This window comes from Planktothrix rubescens CCAP 1459/22 (genome assembly GCA_904830895.1).
In the GTDB taxonomy this organism is placed as follows: Bacteria; Cyanobacteriota; Cyanobacteriia; order Cyanobacteriales; family Microcoleaceae; genus Planktothrix; species Planktothrix agardhii.
Genome location: LR882958.1, coordinates 2109962 through 2129654 on the forward strand (window position 1 = coordinate 2109962; position 19693 = coordinate 2129654).

At 36.6% G+C, this 19693-nt stretch carries 10 protein-coding genes; all 10 read right to left on the reverse strand.

The genetic code is table 11. The features are described from left to right. Positions 1-6 precede the first annotated feature (6 nt). Positions 7-2481, reverse strand: coding sequence for a glycosyltransferase (locus NMG86_RS09895; protein WP_026797549.1), 2475 nt, complete (start codon positions 2479-2481; stop codon positions 7-9). A gap of 184 nt (positions 2482-2665) precedes the next feature. After that, the gene (locus NMG86_RS09900; RefSeq protein ID WP_026797550.1) at positions 2666-3511 is read right to left on the reverse strand and encodes a tetratricopeptide repeat protein; all 846 of its coding nucleotides are present in this window, start codon (positions 3509-3511) and stop codon (positions 2666-2668) included. A gap of 355 nt (positions 3512-3866) precedes the next feature. Then, a complete protein-coding gene (locus tag NMG86_RS09905) occupies positions 3867-4919 on the reverse strand; it encodes a hypothetical protein (RefSeq protein ID WP_026797551.1) in 1053 nt (350 codons plus the stop codon). 368 nt (positions 4920-5287) lie between these two features. Continuing rightward, entirely contained in the window at positions 5288-6646 is a 1359-nt protein-coding gene (locus NMG86_RS09910) for a sulfotransferase family protein (RefSeq protein ID WP_026797552.1), read from the reverse strand. A gap of 61 nt (positions 6647-6707) precedes the next feature. Then, on the reverse strand, positions 6708-7493 hold the full coding sequence (locus tag NMG86_RS09915; RefSeq protein ID WP_026797553.1) for a sulfotransferase family protein: 786 nt from the start codon (positions 7491-7493) through the stop codon (positions 6708-6710). A 75-nt stretch (positions 7494-7568) separates the two neighbouring features. Beyond that, positions 7569-8351: a sulfotransferase gene (locus NMG86_RS09920; protein ID WP_026797554.1), complete on the reverse strand. Its 783-nt coding sequence runs from the start codon at positions 8349-8351 to the stop codon at positions 7569-7571. 79 nt (positions 8352-8430) lie between these two features. Then, a complete protein-coding gene (locus NMG86_RS09925; protein WP_043938731.1) occupies positions 8431-9741 on the reverse strand; it encodes a glycosyltransferase family 4 protein in 1311 nt (436 codons plus the stop codon). Between the two features lie 42 nt (positions 9742-9783). Further along, complete coding sequence (locus NMG86_RS09930) at positions 9784-13104, reverse strand: tetratricopeptide repeat protein (RefSeq protein WP_052338685.1); 3321 nt, start codon at positions 13102-13104, stop codon at positions 9784-9786. Between the two features lie 32 nt (positions 13105-13136). After that, complete coding sequence (locus NMG86_RS09935; protein ID WP_158442148.1) at positions 13137-18269, reverse strand: tetratricopeptide repeat protein; 5133 nt, start codon at positions 18267-18269, stop codon at positions 13137-13139. Positions 18270-18350: 81 nt separating this feature from the next. Beyond that, positions 18351-19550 (reverse strand): calcium-binding protein, encoded by a 1200-nt coding sequence (locus NMG86_RS09940; RefSeq protein WP_052338686.1) that lies wholly within the window; start codon positions 19548-19550, stop codon positions 18351-18353. Positions 19551-19693: the final 143 nt, after the last annotated feature.

The window sequence follows — 19693 nt, forward strand, 5'->3', positions numbered from 1 at the left end:
ACTTTTTTAATTAAAAATAGAACCCAATTTTTCTGAAAATATTTGATGAGAACATTCGGTTTCTACTCGCTTCAGGGCATTTTTTCTAAGTTGATTCCATAGGGTTGAATCTTGATAAAGTTTGACGCATTGTTGAGCAAAATTTATAGGATTATCCGCAACTAATAATTCTATTTCCGGGTTCCATCCTAACTGTTGAGCTATTAAGGATGTGGTAATAATGGGTAAACCATAAGCAGCGGCTTCATGAACTTTATGGGGAATTCCGGCTGCGTATCGGGTTGGGGCTACAAATAATCGAGCTTGGTTATAGAAAGGTGTTAAATCATCAACTTTGCCTAATAATTTGATTGATGAATTGTTTAAATTATTAATTTTTTGTTTAATTTCTTCAACGGTATTATTACCAATAATTATAAGTTCAATTGTCTGATCAAATTGATTTTGAATCAGGGGAAATATTTCATGGGTTAGCCATAACAATGAATCAGCATTAGGAGATTCTAGTTCATAAATTGAACCCACAAATATTAAATTTTGCCGTTCGGCAAAGGGTTTAGGAGTGGGATGGAGTGAAAAAGTATGACCTAAAATGCTAACGTTTGTGTAGCCTTGTTGAATAAATTGTTGTTTTTCTTGGGGAGAAACGGTAATAATATGATGGCTATTTTTAGCTAGTTTAATTTCCTCTGTAATAGCTTTTTGACGTTCTTCTTCAGTAAAATTAATTTTATTTAAACGTTTATATTCATAATCTCGAATACTAAAAATTGCTTCTGCGTCATAAATAATTTTTGCTGAATTTAGGAAATTTTCTTTAACTAAAATGGAGTTTAAATGTTTAATATTATGGGGACGACTAACAAAAACTAGATCATAATATCCTTGGCGTTCTCTGAGAAAATCTTCTAACATTACTAACCCATAACCTCGCATCACTTCAACAGTTTGGGGAATATCAGCATAAATCATTGACCAATCTTCGAGATAACGGAGATCCCCAGGATAAAGGGTAATAGCATAGTCTAATTTAACAATATGAGACAGAATAGAATGACTGCGAGTATAGCCTGAACCGACCCAAGGATGAGGGATTCTATCATCAATATATAATAGGCGTTTTTGTTTTTCTCTGGCTTGAGTTCGAGCAAATATTAGGCTTTTGAGATCGGAGGGATATTGAGATTGAAACCAGTCTTTGTGTTTTTCTTTTAAAAGTTGCTGATTTTTTTCCATGAGGGCGATCGCATGATCACTTGAACCCCTATTACTAGAACTAGCAAACTCATAATGAAGAATATTAACATTAGGATCATAAATAATTTTTTTGCCGATTTTTTGCAGTCGAATACAATAGTCGGTTTCTTCATAATAAGCGGGTTGATAATCTTGATCAAACCCGCGTAACTGTAAAAATAAATCCCGTCGGGTTAACAGAAAAGCGGCAGAACAATAATCAACAGCACGTTTAAATAAATATTGGGGTGCATTAGGTGAGTCTCCCCGTCCATAACCTAAACAAGTTCCATCTTGCCAGATAATACTCCCTGCTTCTTGCAAAGTTCCATCGGGAAGAATCAGTTTTCCACCGACTGCACCAATATCCTCTGAGGATTTAATTGTATTAAAAGCCGAAGAAATACTATCCCCTAAAATTTGAGTATCATTATTTAAAAATAAGAGATAATTTCCTTGAGCAATTTTGGTGGCTTGATTACAGGCAAGCAGATAATGGAGATTTTGATCATTTAGAATAACTTTTGCCCCGTTTATCCGTTGCAGAAGGGTTCGGGTTTGATCAGAAGAGTTATTATCAACTAGAATTAATTCAAAGGATTGAAAGGGGGTTCTTAACAGCGAATATAAGCAGTTTAAGGTAAGTTCTACCCGGTTATAGAAAATGATAATAATGCTAATTTCGGGATGTTTAATTGGAGGAAAATTAAGTTGTGAATTGGTATTTAAAAAGCTTTCTAAGGCTATTTGGTTAATCGTATCTAAGGCTTGTTTGGCTTGATCAAGTGTTAAGGTTTGAGGAGAAGATGGGAGTGCTATTTTGAATTGAGTGTTTCCGGGTTGGGGAATAATACTTTCTAGGAGGGTAGTGGCTTGAGGATGATCCGGTTGCAGTTGCAGAACTTTTTGATAAGCGACTGTGGCTTGATCTAAGCGTCCTGTTTTGGCGAAAGTTTTTCCTAACCCTAGGTAAATTTCTATATCATTAGGATGAAGTTCTAAGGCTTTATAATAAGTTTGTAGATCATTGGGGTTTTCCTGAATTTTTTGTTGATAAATGTTAAGGAGATGTGAGCGTTCTGATGTGGCTTGTTTGTGGAAGGCATCACCTATTTTTTGATGAATTCCTGGCAGGTTGGGGTTGAGTTCTAGGGCGCGTTGGTAGGCTGCGATCGCTTCTTCCCACTTCTCACTCATCAAGTAGTCACTTGCTTTTTGAAGATAAGTTTCAGATGTTTCTCTCATAAATTCAGTTAAATTTCAGAACACATTATAGAACTGAATTATAACCTGGCTTCATCACCCTAAGTACGGGAGAGCCAAACCTTCTGCTTTCTGAGATTCTTCAAAGTCTGCTTCTGGAACTTATTAAAGAAGGTGGAATTAAACTGTATTGTTGCTTAATTCCACCTTGACTTATTCAATCGGATCAAACAGAGACTGCTTGACGATAGCAATTTATGGCTTCGGTTTCTCGGCCTTGCTTCATCAATAAATCTCCAAGAATATGATTCATTTTGTTAGCATCGGGTTTCAGTTCCTTGGCTTTTTGATAGGCTTGCAGTGCTTGTTCTAAGTGGTTTTGTTGTGTCAAAGCATCCCCCATATTTTTATAAGCTGCAAAGCTATCAGGTTGCAGTTCTAAAACTTTTTGGAAGCTACTGATCGCTTCATCTAGCATACCTGCTTTGAGTTGAGCTTGTCCCATATTAAGATAGTTAATCGATTGATCGGGTTTCAGTTCAATCAATTTTTGGTGACAGGGAATAGCTTCTTGAAAACGTCCAGCTTGATTCAGAGCTTTAGCTAAGTTTTTATAAACTTTTGGGGGTAAATCGGGTTTCAGTTCAATGGCTTTTTGATAGGCTGCGATCGCTTCTTCAACTTGATTCTGCTCACTGAGAGCATCTGCCAAGTCTAAGTAAACTCGGAAGGGTAAATCGGGTTTGAGTTCAATGGCTTTTTGGTAAGCTGCGATCGCTCCCATAGATTGATTGTTTTCCTTGAGCAACTTAGCCAAGTTAATATAAGCAGCTACATTTTTTGAACGGAAAACTATCATTCTTTGATAGCAGTTAATCGCTTCCTCAATCTGATTTTGGCTTTGGTAAATTTCCGCTAACTTTTGCAGGGCTTGAGTAGAACTAGGACTCTGATTTAAGAGCCTTTGATACTTTTTAATCGCTTCCTCAATTTGACCTTTTTCTTGTAATTCTTGGGCTTGAGCGAAAATTTTATCTACTGGCTTAGACTTAGATTTAACTTCAGTTGTCATAGGATTTAACCTCATATTTAAAATGAAAACTTTTACAAGATCTTTTTGGGTTCTTAAAATGCAGCCATTTATCCCAATAACGACAGATTTTAAGTGTGACTAAAAGGTTTGACTCTCCTGGTTGAGATCAATTTGTACACCCTAGCTTAGATTATAGCAGAAACTTTACGGCTTTAACATGGCTACTGCGGAAATTCCAAATAAATTTTTATAAAGCTCGATGTCCTGTTGATATTGTTCACGAACCTTAGTAATCAATTTATCATGATACATTTGGTAGGGTAAAAAAACAGCATTTTGAGACGGGCGAATTGGCCAAAGGTTTTCCCTATGAATTGTCCAAGATTAATCTCAATCAAGATAGACGCTCTGACTGGAATTTCCAGAGATGCAAAACAATTTCTTGCCATGCTTCAGGAGTTAAATAACTCATCAGCCATTCTTGAAATTGCTCTCTAGTCACCTCTACTGGAACTGAAACATCAGTTTCATCAAGATTAGAAAATATTCCTCGATTTCCGTTAAAAAATGTATCTTCAAGCCATAAATACTCTTTCTGACAGTTTTGCTTAATAAGTTTTTTCCACTGATCAGGAAGACTCAACTTGGGCAAGGTTTTTGAAGGCTTAAGTTGCATAAGAGCTTTCTGTAACTCCTTCCATTGTGGATTTTGTCCTTTCTCAATAAACCTGGGTAATTTTTCCTGAGATAAAAGAGAGATAGCTATTGTTGCTGCACCGCAAATAGACTCATTAGCATAGACAGGATTCAAATTCATCAAGCTTTGATCATCAGTTACAAGAAAACGTTTAAAGAAATCTCTAACGACATCTCCCTCATACAAAGAGTCACGGGAGAACTTAACAACAAAGATTTGTTCAATACCAAATTCCTCAACATATTTAGATATTTTAGCTTTTATGCTTAAATTTTTGCTAGGAAGGGGGAAGGTAATAAAAACATTTTTGCCAACCTTAGCCTGTTGCTGAAGTTGACTGCAATATAAATCTTCAGCCGGTCTAATGTAAGCAATAATTTTTACAGAATCAAATCTGTCTGTCAGAAACATTTTAAACTTAGGTATTAAAAAAGAAGGAATTCCAGAGAAATCTTCAGCCGATAGAATGCAAGTGTGACCCTTGAAACTAGCTATTTGTTCGTCTAGCTCTTTAATTCTTTTTTGTAGCCAAATATTGACATCCTTACTGTTCATTCCCATGCTTTTGAGCATATTGTAATTTTCTGGTGTCTCAATAAAGTTGGGAAATAAAGGCCAGTGTTGATTTTTATTATCAAGAATAGGATAAAGAAATCCATTCTCAGCCAAGATTGATCGAGATATTTTTAAACTCTTCTGAAGAGAACTTGTTCCAGTTTTATGATACCCAATATGCACTAATACCTTCATAATTAGACTCATTTAATTTGTTGTTTTTATTTTTTATTCAGAAGATTCGCAAACTTGACATAGACATTGAAAGGCAAATTTGGTTTGCGTTGTTTTTTGGTAGTCTGCGATCGTTCCCATTAATTGATTGTTTTCCTTGAGCAACTTAGCCCGATTAAGATAAGCAGCTACATTTTTTGAGGGTTCTTAATCAATTCATCAATCTAATTTTGGCTGACGAAACAACGAAATATTCTAGGATCACGGTCTTAACATAGCTTCTGCGGAAACTCCAAATAAATTCTCATAAAGCTCAATAAGCTGTTAAGCATTTAAACCGCATATTTTAGAGGCTGAAAGCCCTTACTGGCTTGGATCGCCTCGAAAATTTAGATGCTTAACAGCTTATCCTGTTTATACCGTTCACGAACCTTAGCAATCAATTCATCATTATACATTTGATAGGGTAGAGGAACAACATTTTGAGACTTGCGAATTTGCCAAAGCTCTTCCCCATGAAGTTTCCAAGGTTCACCCACATCAAGATAAGCATAGGGAGTAGTATTTTTAGCAACATTCTGCTTAGGAATTTTTATATCTAATGCTTTTTCTAGTTTAGGAATATCTTGCTTCAAGTTTTCAAACTGAAGGTACATATTATAAGAATTGTACAATAAGAAATCAACTTGAGGTCGCCAGTGTACATTCAGTTGTTGTGAAGGAGTTTTTTCCACATATTGAATAAAATCTTGAAAAGTCATGAGTCTTGATTCATTCATTATTTTGAAATCTTGACCAAAGTTTTCTAAATTATTTCTATCTTTTATAACTAACTTATTTAAATATGCACTGATTAACCTTAAAAAAGGATTTCTAACAATTATGAATTTGAAATAAGATTCATTAATTAATTCTGTAACTTTAGGCTTAAGTTGGTTTGTATGGGAATGTATTTTGCTGGCTTTTTCTAATTCATCTTCTGAAGAAAAAATCGAATATTTGGCTGTAACTGTTTTAAATGTTGTGCAGGCATTTTTAGGAATAAAACAATACAAAAATTTTTTACTTTCACAACAAAGGTGTTGTTTGATGGCGAATTCATAATCTTTATTCATTAAAAATAAATCTGAGTTTTTTTGTAAATAGTTAGTAACAATCAATGATATTTTTTGTGATTTTACATTTTCACTACTGGATTGAGTTAAACGCTGTTTTAAATGAATTTCAAAAATTTTTAATTTCTGAGTATTTTCTAAAATGACTTCTATTTCTAAACAACTTTCATCCAACAATATTTGCTTACTACTTAGTTTAAATTCAAACCCACAATTGTCTGCGTAAGCTATATCTTTAAATTTTTCCGCAATGTGAGGACGAAGTTGATCTACAGGAACTTGACAAAGAGGTTTGTGATTAAAAGATACTTCTAGAGCGTCAACCGGAGCATCTTTTCCTAATATCCATCCCTTAAATTCCAAAGTTTCTGTATCCCATAGCTCTCCTTCTTTAGGAGTTGATAATCCAAATCCAAATAAGTTTTTTTCCCAATCTTGACGTTTAGCTTTTTTGACTTGACTGATTTCCATGAATGGAATGCGATGAATCTTGCATCTTAGCCACCAGGATTCAAGTTGACTTTGAGTTTGCTCTAACTGTTGTTTTAATTGCACTATTTCCTCTTCATAAGCCTTTATTTTATTCTCTAGGTTTGATAAATTAAGCTCAAAAGTGTTTTGATTTGAAAACATAAGTTTAATCCTTATTTACAATTTGAGTAAAGAACTTGATAGCCATATTTTTTAAAATTTATTAATTTGTATTTTCTAAGAAATAGGATGAAGATTCACTATATCCAAATTTTTTACTCACTTCCTCACAGTGCTTCCTAAAGATTGCAATTTCTTTGTCTGTCCAACCTGTTTCTTGAATAGCTCTTGTGTGAAGTGATTCATTGACTCCTGTATATTCAGGCTTTTTATTTTTAAAAATATGCTCTATTTTGGTAGTTTGAGAGCCATTCAATCCTAATAACACTGCTAGAGATTCAGAAACCAATTGAGGCTGTCTTAAAATTTCTATTTGGTCTACTTCAATATAGATATTTTCTGACAAGTATTGCTGACTTTCCAACCAACACTCCATACAACTTTTCCACATAATACAGTGGCTTTCAAATGAAGGTTTAGGAAATTTTTTTAATCGAGATATTATATTTTCTATTCCTCGCCTTTTTGCAAAAATAAAGCGAGCTTCAGGATACATTTTTAAAATAAATGGAACAGCTTTAATCATCTGATACCCTGGGGTCTTATCTAACCAAACCTCATGAGAAAGCAAGGCTGAATATTGAGCTTTAAAAAAATTTATTATTTCACTTTCTATACTGTCTTGGCTAACATTAGCAATAGCGATTGCTGAATGTTTTAAAATATTTTTATCTTTGTAATGATTGGTAATCGTTTCTATTAAGGGAGGAATTATTGATAAAATATGACCCTCATTGTATCCGACAATACCCGCACCATTTCTAAGAGCTAAACCGATTATACTTGTTCCTGATCTGGGGGAACCTAAAATAAAAATAGGTTTTGTCATTCTTTGCCTGAGATTTTTTATTTAGAGAAGTTTACTTATGTTGGATTATATATCATCAAAGCTGATCATGCAACCTCATATAGTATATTGATAGGATGAAGACTCACTATAACCAAATTTTTTACTTACTTCCCCACAGTGTTTTCTAAAAATCTCAATTTGTTCATCTGTCCAACCTACTTCTTTTATATCTTGAGCTTTTAATTCTTCTACTCCTCCGGTACTTTGGGGTCTTTCGTGGGTAAATATATGTTCCATTTTAGCAATTTTTTCCGGCTCTAGTCCTAAAAAATTCCCGATCTTTTCAGCCATAACTTTAGACTGAAGTGCTATCTCTCTCTGATCAACTTCTATGTAACAAGTTGGACTCAATGTTTTCCTGACATTTAACCAAGATGCTATACAATCTTTCCACAAAATACAGTGATCTTCAAAAGAGACATGGGGAAATTTTTTTAAGCGAGATTGAACATTTTCTATTCCTCTCCTCTTAGCCAAGATAAAACGAGACTCCGGCCATATTCTGAGTAAATAAGGTATAGATTTAATCATGGCGGAGTCAGGAGACTTATCTAACCAGGTTTCAGAAGGACATAAAGTTTCACACCGTTGGCGGAACATCTCTAATATTTCCTCCTCAATATCATTTTGACTCAAATGAGTCAGCAGATGGCGTTCATCTGTGAGGAGTTGTCGTTTAGAAAAATAATAACGTTCTATATCTTTCATTAAGAACAGAATTAGAGGGAGAAAATGTCCTTCTAAGTATCCATTTATTCCTCCTCCTTTGATTAAAGCACCTGTAATTACACTTGTTCCTGAACGACCTGACCCAATAATAAAAATCGGCTTTACCATGTTTAATTTGCTCCTCTAGTTAATTTTTATTTTTAGGGAATTCTAAAAACGAAGTTTATTGATTTAAGTTGCTACATCATCAAAGCTGATCATACAACCTAGTATAGCACATTGAACAGTCTTCAATTGATAAACGAGGTTGAATCTGACTCACTAGCCGTTTCCATAGCTCCCCATCATAACTGGCTTTTTCCATAGTTTTAGCCAAGCTGACAGCATTGCCCACTCGAAAATGTAATCCAGTCACTTGATCTTCCACCTTTTCAGCCATTCCTCCTATATTACTACAAATGATCGGTCTTTTGTGCATGAAAACTTCTTGAATAACAAGGGGAGAGTTTTCCCACCAAGTTGAAGGGACAATAACCCAATCAACGGGTTGAATCAGTTCTTTCAGTTCTTCTAATTTATACTGACCATTATAATTGACATAATCTTTAAACTCGTCCAAAAACTCCCAAAATTTTTCCTGAAAATCTGGAAAGCCTTGAGCCATATTACCACAAATTTCCACCCGAAAATCTTGGTAATTGTTTTTAACCAAAAACTTTACAGCTTCTAAAATAACAAGTATCCCTTTATAGGGATTGATTTGGCCAAAATATCCAAATACATTCCGTTTTTCCCCTTCAACTAATACTCGATGGGGTGCAGATTCTGTAATTGGACGACCGTTTTCTATGACTCTCATTTTATCAGAGGGAATACCCCACTGGATAAAGCGGTTTGCCAAAAAGTGACTAGAAGAAATAAACATATCTATTAAGTCTAAATGAGCTTTAATAAAAGCCTCCCGCATTTTAAACTGCTGAGGCGAAAACTCTGGAAAGCATTGGTGACAGCGATCTGGAGAAGCATACTCACACAATTCATTATTCTGTGTGCGTACCATCTGACCATCACGATGACATATCAAGAGATATTCATGAATAGTATATACAATTTTTACATTTGGCAAGACTTGACGAGCAATTTGCAGAACTTCCAAACCGATTCTAACAATATGATGAAAATGGATAATATCGGGTTGAAGTTGTTGGAGAAAAAATTTAAAATCACTATAAATAAAATTCAAAACCTTTTGAGAATGATAAAAGTAATCATAACTATCACCCCAAAATAAAACTTCATTAGGACTATCAACCAGCATTTGAAAAGGTGTACCTTCATGACAAATTTTTCGGCTGACTCCAGCTACTGCAGCTAGAAAAAACGCTTGGTATTCATTTTCCTCCTTATCAATAGCTTTAAATAAGTCATAAGCTACAATCTCAGCACCTCCTGGGAAAAATAGAGGATGATTATGAGCAACAATTAAAATTTTCTTTTTTCGCGTTTCCGAAAGAGTTTCAGAACGAAATTGCACTTTTTTTATTGATAATTTTACCATGATTTAATGAAAATAGTGAAGTTTTTAATCGAAATTGGTATGCTAGTTATTGGAGATATTTTTCATAATGATTTCAATATGACTCTGCCATTTACGATGATGGAGCCAAGCATTATAACGCCAAGAAAGTGTCCCAGAAAAATCATTATTTAGTAGCATCGACTGCCTCTCTAAATGATAAAGCTCTACTTCAGCAAAGTACCAGCTTTCATAACCCAATTCAGAACACTTAAAACACAAATCTGAATCTTCAAAATCCCCAATAATATACTCTGTAGTATAGCCTCCAATTTGTTGATAAAGATCTTTTTTGATCATTAAGCAAGCCCCGGTTACAGCCGGAACACGGCGACTCCTTTGTGCTGGTTGATAACGGTTAGGAAAACCTTTATAGTAGTGAGCAGTAACCCAAAAAGGAAAAGTTGTTTTTTCAAAGAACATTCCTGCGTGTTGCAAAGATTGATCCTCATAAATCAATTTAGGAGTCAATGCTCCAATTTGAGGATAAGCTGAATAGAATTTAAGCATTTTTGATAACCAACCTTTGCTTTTGGGAAATACATCCGAATTCATTAAAACTAAATATTCGCTTTCGGCATATATAGCACCGATATTATTTGCTGCTGCGTAACCACTATTATAATCCATAACAACTAATTTAATGGGTAAATCATAAATTAGGTTGTAATTTTGTAATAAGTTTTTAACCTCTTGTTCTTGCTCAGGAGAATCTAAGACATAAATAATTTCAGATTGCTGAATATCCTGATCATTTGCCATTGTCGCTAACTGAACTTTAACAAAATCTAATTGTTTATAGAGAGGAATAATAAGAGATGCTAAAGGTTTTTCAAGGGATGGCTTGATTTGTAAAAACTCTTTTGCTTCCACTTTTTGCATACAGATTCTCTGTAACTTAGAGGCTATTACACTCAGACATTTTTCTAAAGTTTTATCAGTAATTTTATCGGGCGGAGCGATTTGCAAAATCATATTTCGAGATGTAAAAACATCGTAATATTTAGCATCAGGAATAATAGTGATTTCAATATTACCTTGAAATTTAAACTTGAACCGAAAGCTATGCAATTCAGCTAAATCGTCAAGTTTATTATGTATTTCATCAGGAATTTCAATATAGGCACAGAATCCTAATGGATGATTAGAGGATTGATAGCGCGTTTTAGCAATATACTCATTCACATCAAGTCGATCAAAATTGTATATATTTTTTCGACTAATTTCAATAGAAAATCCCAAATCTGAAATCGCTTCGATACTTTCTAAATGATGATGAGCATCATGAAACCAACCCCACAAAGCTACCCCTTCACATCCAATAGGAATAAAATGATCAATAAAAATATTAACAGGTAAGTTAGAATCTATTAAAGAAGTGGGCTTAAATTTTATAAAATATTGCAATTTATCAATGATTTTTCTCACTTTTTCCTGAATAAATTCTGGAGTAACTTCGATCAAACTCCAATTTATTGTATCTCGAATTAAAATTCTTTGGTGCTCAGAAAGACTGTTTAAATAATCTATAAATTCAAGACTGTAAGCTTTTTGATTAATTGTACCATCAATTAAGATAGGATGATGATTAAAAATTACTATAAGCTCATATAATTGGTGATTTTGATTATAAATTTCTTGGTTGAAAATGGCTATAGCAGCTATCTTCTCAGGAGATATTTGAAAAAAGTGAGTTGGAGTGACTTGGCATATATCATTAGCTAATAGTAAGATTTTAGTCGTTTCTAAAATCCAGCATCCTTCAACTATAGTTTCAAAATAAACAACATTAGGTGATAACCAACATCCATAATCTATTGTTAGTTTTGGATATTGGGGAAGATTTTGTCGTAATTTGGCTATTGTTTTATAATATTCATGATCAGATGATGGCTTTAACTTTTCTAGGGTATTTACAAAAAATAACAAGATTTTTTTGAGTTCAATTTTTAAAATTAATGAGTCTAAAAAAGCGATTAATTGTTTGCTTGGAAGAGGAGATATTTGCTCTGATAAAATTTCAAAATCAGATAAATCTTGAATATTAATTAAAAATGGCTCATTACTTATTTGAAACGCCTTTACATCAGAAAGAATAAAAGCATAGTAAATTTGGTCTTGATCTTGTAAAATTTTTTCAAAATTAACCTGTTGAATTTGTCGGTCATTAACCCATATCTTTAAATCTTCTTTAAAATTGATGCACCCTGAAATGATCAGCAGTAATGTATCATTTCCTAAATAAATTGATTGAACAGAATTTAAGTTATTGTGAGAAGTATTATTGATAGGAATAGGACTCACTTTTTGGGAAGAATCCAAGTCAGATATAGTTTCTAATACTGAGTTTTCGATTGTGATCAGTATTTGAGCTAAGTTTTTATGCGCTTCTTCTAAATCAGGTTGAATTAGAAGTAACCTTTGATAAGTATCCCTTGCTTTCTGGTACTCCATCTTCTGATGCCAAGCATTCCCTAATCCCAAATATAAATCAACATCATCCGGCTTAATTTCTAAGGCCTTTTGATAACTTTCAATATCCGTTGGATCATTTTCAATTGCCTTCCGATAATAACTTAATGCTGTTTCTAATCTAGTTTTAACTTGTTGATGCAATGCCTGATTTAATTTTTCTTCTACTTCTGTTAAATCAGGTTTAATCTTTAAGACTTGACCATACGCTTCAACTGCTTCATCCCATTGATCTAATTTTACATAAACCTCAGCCAAATTATAATATGACCAAACAAAATTCGGATCTAAATCAATCGCTTTTTGATAAGCCACGATCGCCCCTTCCCAATCTTCTTTTTTAACTAAAACATCCCCTAAATTATGATGAGATAAAGCAAAATCTGGTTTCAATTCTATCGCTTTCTGATAAGCCTGCACCGCCTCGTCCCAGCGTTGCAAATCCCGCAAGCCATCCCCTAAATTATTATAAGACCAAGAAAACTCAGGATTCAATTTAATCGCTTTTTGATAAGCCGCGATCGCATCTTCCCAGCGCTGCAACTTGAGTAAGGCATCCCCTAAATTATGATAAACCTCAGCCGACTCCGACCGCAGACTGATCGCCGTTTCATAAACCTGAACAGCCTCATCCCAGCGCTCCAACTTCAGGAACAAATCCCCTAACTCCCGTTGCACTTCAACCCAATTCGGTGTTATTGTTAATGCTTGCTGATAGGCTGCGATCGCTTCTTGCCATTTTTCCTGCTCAACTAAAGCCTGGGCTAACCTATAGGGAGGTTCGGCCGGAGAAACGGAGCGACGACGACTTTTAACCATAGAAGACACCTGGGGACGATCAGAAAGACTTGAGGGTTGTTGCTGAATAACCATAATGATTACTTTACCCAAAACGAAGGATTAAATTAAGGCACTTTCGATAACTCCGCAGCCTGTTGATAGGCTTCAACGGCCGCTTCTAGTTCCCCCTGTTGCCAGAGGACATCACCTAATTTATGATGCACTTCCCATAACTCCGGCGACCTCTCCAGCACTTGCTGATAACAAGTGATCGCCTTTTGACACTGTCCTTGATGTGACCAGATATCCCCCAATGCTTCTTGAACAGAAGTCAATTTCGGGTTTAACTGAACTGCCGTTTGGTAATATTCGGTGGCAGCGTCCCATTGCTTCTGTTCTGCATAGATATCCCCTAACATCCCATGGATTTCCGGATCTTCTGGCCGAAGTTTTCGCAGTTGTTCATAAACAGCCAAGGCGGGGGCAATTTCTCCTTGATTGTATAAAGCCTGGGCCATTAACCTATAGGCTTCTACCTGTTCTGGCTCCTGCTGAATCAGTTGACGACAAATCTGGATACAAGTTTCCCACTGACTTAACTCCAAATTCCGAGAGGCTTGTGAGCGTAATTCCGTTTGATCCTGTTGAGTTAAGGCAGGTTCACCACTCTCATAAATATCAATAGCCGGGTTTGTCAAAGACGGTTCTAACTCTTGATATTCCTGGGACTGGGGTTCGCGTAACCTTTGCCCTAACTGGGGATGGCGAACCGCTAGATGGGGATCTCTAACTAGGGCCTGACCATAACAAATGATCCCCTGGGTTCTTTGTCCCCTTTGCCAGAGGGCATCCCCCAGTTGCAAACAGTCCTGTCCTGAAACCCTATCTGGTTCTAAACGGAGAGCCTCATACATACAATCCTCGGCATTTTCCCGATTTCCTAGGGCTTGCCACCCTTGGCTTAATCTTCGATAAACCAGAGCAGAAGGCCGGAATTGAATCACTTTTTGATAACAAGCAATGGCTAGTTTCCAGTTTTTCTCCCGGTCGTAAAGTTCTCCTAAGCCCAGATATCCTTCTGGCTGCTGGGGTTGTAGCTTAATTCCCTGTTGATAGGACTGTTTTGCCTTTTCCCCATTCCCCAAGGCGGCCCAAGATTTCCCCGATAACCAATAAACGGCAACTTCTCGGGGGTAGGAAACCAATAGTTGCTCACAGTCGCTGATACAGTTCTCATACTGACCTTGCCCAAACCGAGTCCGAGCTTGTTGATACTGACTCGACTCCTCTAGGGATGGCAAAATAGATACTGCGGTTGTTGTCCAGGTTTCCCCAACTTTACCGTTTTGTAACTCCCGTCTGGGTGGGGATGTTCCGATCTGAGTTTGTCCAGGCAGAAAAGTCTTTGTTAACAGGTGCAATATCTGATCAGAGTTCTTACTATGAGGCAAAGATTGACTGCTTTGAATTAGGGCTTGAGTGAGATTCTGCACCGCCATTAATAATCGAGGATTCAATTCCAAAGCCCGATGATAACAGGTTAAAACCTCTGGCCATCTACCTTGGATGCCTAAAGCCTTGCCTAAACTATTGTAGGTTTCAAAGGCCTGGGGATTAATTTCTAAAGCTCGTTGATAGTGGGCAATTGCCCGATCCCACTGTCCTTGGGTGGCCAACACTTCCCCTAAGTTATGGTAGGCTTCAGCACAGTCTGGATCTAGCTGAATCGCCCGTTGGTAACAGGTGGCGGCTTCTAGGAGTTTGCCCTGACGGAGTAACAAACTGCCCAAGGCTAAATGCTGACTGGGTTTCGCCGCTTCTGGTTTTAGGCTAAATCCTTGATACCAATATTCGACGGCGATATCCTGCTTTCCCACCCGATCTAATACTTGGGCCAAATTCCGATAGGCTACGGCTAAGTTAGGATTGATGGCGATCGCTCTCTGATAAGCGAAAACCGCCGATTGCCATTGTCGTTGTTTAGCGTATAAATTCCCTAAATTTGTATGGGCGATCGCATCTTCAGGGCTGAGTTTGACTAATTTTCGATAGGCTCTGACGGCCATATCTAAGCGTCCCAGTTGATTTAAGGCTTTCCCTAAAATCTCGTAGGCTTTAGTTTGGTTGGGAGATTGGGCAATTACCTGCTGGCATTGGCTGATCGCCTCTTTTAACAAATTGTTTTTAAGATCTAGTTCTGCCTGTTGTAAGATTTTTTGATCATCTAAAAGAGTTATTTTTGGATCTGAAATAGATGAATTTATTTTTTTATGGTTGGAAATAGAAACTTGATCGGATTTGAGTTTCGCCCCCTGAGCTTTAGCTAATAGTATCTGAGCCTGTTTCCAACTCGGATTTGACTTTAAAACATAGTTAAAACAAGCGATCGAGAATTGAATTTTTCCCTGTTCTAATAAGGTTTTTCCTAACTGCATAAGCTCCTGGGCTGTTACCTGTTCCGGCTGTAACCGATAACTATGATACCAGCACTCCGTCGCTTCATTCGGGCGATTTAATTTTGTTAAAACCTTAGCTAAATTGCGATAAAGTTTCTCACAATTAGGTTTATATTTTAACGCTAATTGATAATATTGAACCGCCAAGTCCCATTGTTGTTTCCTAGCATACAAACTCCCTAAATTTCCTAAAGGTTCCGGGGATTCAGGTTGTAACTGAATTGCGGTTTTATAGGAATTATGAGCTTGTTCAAACTTCCCTTGAAGTTGTAGCACGTTGCCTAAAATCGTGTAGGCTTCCCCACAATTAACATCAGTTTCCAATACCTTTTGACAGGCTAAAATCGCGGACTCAAAGTGGTTTTGAGCTAAATGATTTTTAGCCTCTTGCAACCTATTGGCTAAGGTTGTGACCTGATCAACAGAAGATGGCATAATTATTCTGGGTTTACCAGAGGAATTATAAGATTTACCCTTATCTTTAAGGATATCACAAACTTGCAGCAATCTTTGTAAAGATTTCAGATTAATTTGTATATCTTCAAACAGTGGCGTAGGATACATCAGTTGTCGCAAAAAAGCGCATTCCAAAGATTCCCCCTGGATAGAATAGTGTTGGAGTCCTAACTGCTGACTAATTTGCCAATAATAAGGGCGCAGATAATGGGGAGAAACTAACTCAATGACAACGGTATGGGGTTGACAAAAAACTAAATTAGTTAGTCCAGCCCCATGAGGTGCAATAATAACTTCAGCCTGGGAAAATAAATTAGCCTGTTCTTGAACAGTTAGGGTTTCTAACTCTACAGAAACAAATCCCCATTGACTCAAATAGTCTAAAATTTCCGGTTCGTTCAAAAGTCGCCGATATCGGGCTTGATTACGACTAATATAAATTCGGGGGGGATAGGTTTTTATTGGCGGGGAAATATCGGTTAAAAACAGACTTCGCAGAAAGTTAATCGTATTGGGGACAACCCACCCTACAGAAGCAGGATAGGAAGGAACAATTAAGCTGGATGCTTGGAGATAAGAAACTTGATCGGTTTCTATAATTTTATAGCGAGGAATTCCGATTTTTTCTAAGGTTTCTTGTTGAAAAGGTTGTTGGGTAGAATTAATTAAAAACCAATCTATGGAATCTAAATCAATCCCATTTTCTTGTAATATTTTAATTCTCGGTAAAATATCAACTAGCCAATGAAAATAGACATTTCCCGACAGTCCTGATAAAACAGCAACTCGTCCTTCAATGATTTTTAAGGGGGGAATTTCTGCTAGGGAAAAAATCTGATGTTGACTCCAATCATAATTTTTACAGTTGGGTAACGGTGTGGGATAAAATCGAGATAATTCGGGAATTAATTCCCTGTCTTTATTGAAAATAGCGATCGCATTACACACATTCCACCAACTGGTTTTAGGGGCGACCCAAACCCGTCCTTGAGGAATAATTGTCACAGTAGTTTCGGTTAATTTATCTGGGAAATCATCTAAGGGAAAATACTGTTCTATTCCTAATCCTAAATGCTGGGGTCGAAAGTATTGGCGGAGTTTTTTTAAACAGGGTTGACAATCTAATCCTTGACATTTAGGCTGTGATACATCTGGATTTTGCCAAGAAATTGGAAGTGTCAAATTTTCCCTATCTTTGACTAAAATAAATTTTAATTTACCCTGTTCGACTTGTTGCTGTTTCTCTAAAACTTGACTAACTTTTTGGTAAAAATCAGGATTCTGCGGGTGTTGTCCTAAAGCTTGATGATATTGTAAAGCTGCATCATTAAAACGCCATTGTTTGGCTAAACAATCTCCCCAATGAATATAAGTTTCAGCTAATTTAGGGTCAATATCAACCGCCTGTTGATAATAACGTTCTGCACTTTGATAGTTGCGATATTCAACAAAAGCATTCCCCAAATATAAATAGGTTTGAGCTAAATATTTTTTAACTTGATTAATATCAGGGTTTTGCTGTTGTAATGTCCGCAAAAATTGACCACAAGCCACCGTAGCTTGATCGATAATATCTTCAGTCTTAAACTGTTCTGTCCATGCACAATAGGCGGTGATCCAGGGTTGTTCTAATCCTACAATTTTTTGCAGATAAATAGTAGCTTCGGGATAGTTTTTCTGGGCGAGAAGGGCGATCGCACATTGACTATAAAGTGAAACAGAGTCTGGTTGGATTTTTAAGCCTTGCTGAAAGTATTGTAGGGCGACAGCAAATAAGTTTTGTTGATAAAATACTTGACCTAAATTTTGATAGGCTTTAACTAAATTTGGTTCTAATTTAATTGCTTTTAAATAATGGGCGATCGCCTCATCTAAATTACCATTTTTTAAACAAGCCTGACCTAAGTTATTATAAAGTTCTGCTTGATCTGGATTGAGATTAATCCCCTGTGTAAAAACTTCAATGGCTTGGGAATATTCCCCTATTTCCAACCATAAACATCCTAAATTATTATAAGCGCGAATAAGTTCAGGCGCAAGAATAACTGTTTTTTGATATGTCTTGATAGCTGTTTCAATTAAACCTTGTTTCTGATAAACAACACCCAAATTATAATAGGCTTCGGCATAATTATCGGCTTGTAAAATAGCTTGTTTGTAGCAGCTAACTGCCCCCGATAAGTTCTGTTGTTGTTCAAAAATAATCCCTAAATTATAATAAACTTCCGGCCAGTTAGGACGAATTTTAAGAGCCTGCTGATAAGATAAAATAGCCTGATCAAGTTGTCCTTGATTTTGGTAAAATAAGGCCTTATCAGCTAATTTTCTTGCTTCAGAATCTGACATTTGCATGAAGTTACCAAGACTGTAAAAATCCGAGAAAAGCACATTTATTTTTAGATTTTGAGGGTACTAACTATTCGAGTTCTAAATCAAATCAAAATTATCATTACCTAATGTTAAATTTTTACCCATATCTAACATAGGAGTTGTAATCCCTTGTTTGTCAATATAGTAGAGTAAACCACTTTCTGGGTCGTAGATTAAATTAGCATTCCCCGCATCCGCAGCCTTTCCAGAGAAGTTAGCAATGGTTTGGAATTCTCCGTCGGCTAAAGCGCCTGGTACACCCGGAGCTAATGCTGAGAAATCCGTGGAATTTAGGGCAATTGCATCTTCTGAAACATTAAAATCAGTTAATGTATCTTGGCCTAACTGATCGATAGCTCCTTCGTAAACAAAGGTATCATTTCCCTTACCACCCGTTAGGAGATCATCCCCCGCACCGCCAATCAGGGTATCCTTACCTTGACCACCAAACAGAAGATCATCATCCAGTCCTCCGGTCATGGAGTCGTCCCCTTCTCCAGCAGAAAGAATATCTTTCCCTAGTCCACCGTCAAGAATATCATTGCCTTGATCGCCAAAGAGCAGGTCATCTCCTTCTCCGCCAACCATGGTATCGTCACCACTTCCACCATAAAGGGTATCCTTACCTTTGCCACCAAACAGAAGATCATCATCCAATCCTCCGGTTAGGGAGTCGTCCCCTTCTCCACCATAGAGAGTATCCTTCCCTGGCCCACCGTCAAGAGTATCATTGCCTTGATCACCAAAGAGCAGGTCATCTCCTTCTCCGCCAACAATGGTATCGTCACCACTTCCACCAGAAAGGTTATCATTTCCAGCCCCTCCATCCAGGGCATCCTTTCCTTTGCCGCCAAAGATAATATCGTTACCCTCTTCCCCAAAGATCGTATCATCTCCTTCGTCGCTGGAGATCAGGTCACCGCCTTTTCCACCACTAACTAGGTCATTTCCTTTGCCAGCAGAAATGTTATCGCTCCCCTTACCACCGAGGAGAATGTCATCTCCCTTTAAACCCAGGATGATGTCATTGCCATCACCCCCATCAACAGCATCAGCTTGATTGCCCCCCGTGGCAAAATCATTGGCGGTACTGCCTGCAAATACATTGCCCTGGTTTAGTGAACCGATAATCTCTGACCCCCCATCATCCCTCTGAAACTGGCTGACTGGAGGAGTTTGGTTATCTTGAATTTTTTGGGACAAATCAGCCAAGATTGACTGATTGATGGCTACCACTGGAAATATAAAATTTGACATAAATTTATTTGAGATGCAAAGCCCAATTTTGTAATTATAACCATTTTTTTTTGCTTTGTCTTCAGTAAAAATACTGAATTTTTAAATGATCAAGATTATTAATCTTAAAAAATACCGACAGGACTTACGCAGGCACACTATAT

What these genes read in the sequence shown, in the direction of transcription:
- NMG86_RS09895 (WP_026797549.1), bottom strand. Translation starts at nt 2,481, where the DNA reads ATGAGAGAAACATCTGAAACTTATCTTCAAAAAGCAAGTGACTACTTG.
- NMG86_RS09900 (WP_026797550.1), bottom strand. Translation starts at nt 3,511, where the DNA reads ATGACAACTGAAGTTAAATCTAAGTCTAAGCCAGTAGATAAAATTTTC.
- NMG86_RS09905 (WP_026797551.1), bottom strand. Translation starts at nt 4,919, where the DNA reads ATGAAGGTATTAGTGCATATTGGGTATCATAAAACTGGAACAAGTTCT.
- NMG86_RS09910 (WP_026797552.1), bottom strand. Translation starts at nt 6,646, where the DNA reads ATGTTTTCAAATCAAAACACTTTTGAGCTTAATTTATCAAACCTAGAG.
- NMG86_RS09915 (WP_026797553.1), bottom strand. Translation starts at nt 7,493, where the DNA reads ATGACAAAACCTATTTTTATTTTAGGTTCCCCCAGATCAGGAACAAGT.
- NMG86_RS09920 (WP_026797554.1), bottom strand. Translation starts at nt 8,351, where the DNA reads ATGGTAAAGCCGATTTTTATTATTGGGTCAGGTCGTTCAGGAACAAGT.
- NMG86_RS09925 (WP_043938731.1), bottom strand. Translation starts at nt 9,741, where the DNA reads ATGGTAAAATTATCAATAAAAAAAGTGCAATTTCGTTCTGAAACTCTT.
- NMG86_RS09930 (WP_052338685.1), bottom strand. Translation starts at nt 13,104, where the DNA reads ATGGTTATTCAGCAACAACCCTCAAGTCTTTCTGATCGTCCCCAGGTG.
- NMG86_RS09935 (WP_158442148.1), bottom strand. Translation starts at nt 18,269, where the DNA reads ATGTCAGATTCTGAAGCAAGAAAATTAGCTGATAAGGCCTTATTTTAC.
- NMG86_RS09940 (WP_052338686.1), bottom strand. Translation starts at nt 19,550, where the DNA reads ATGTCAAATTTTATATTTCCAGTGGTAGCCATCAATCAGTCAATCTTG.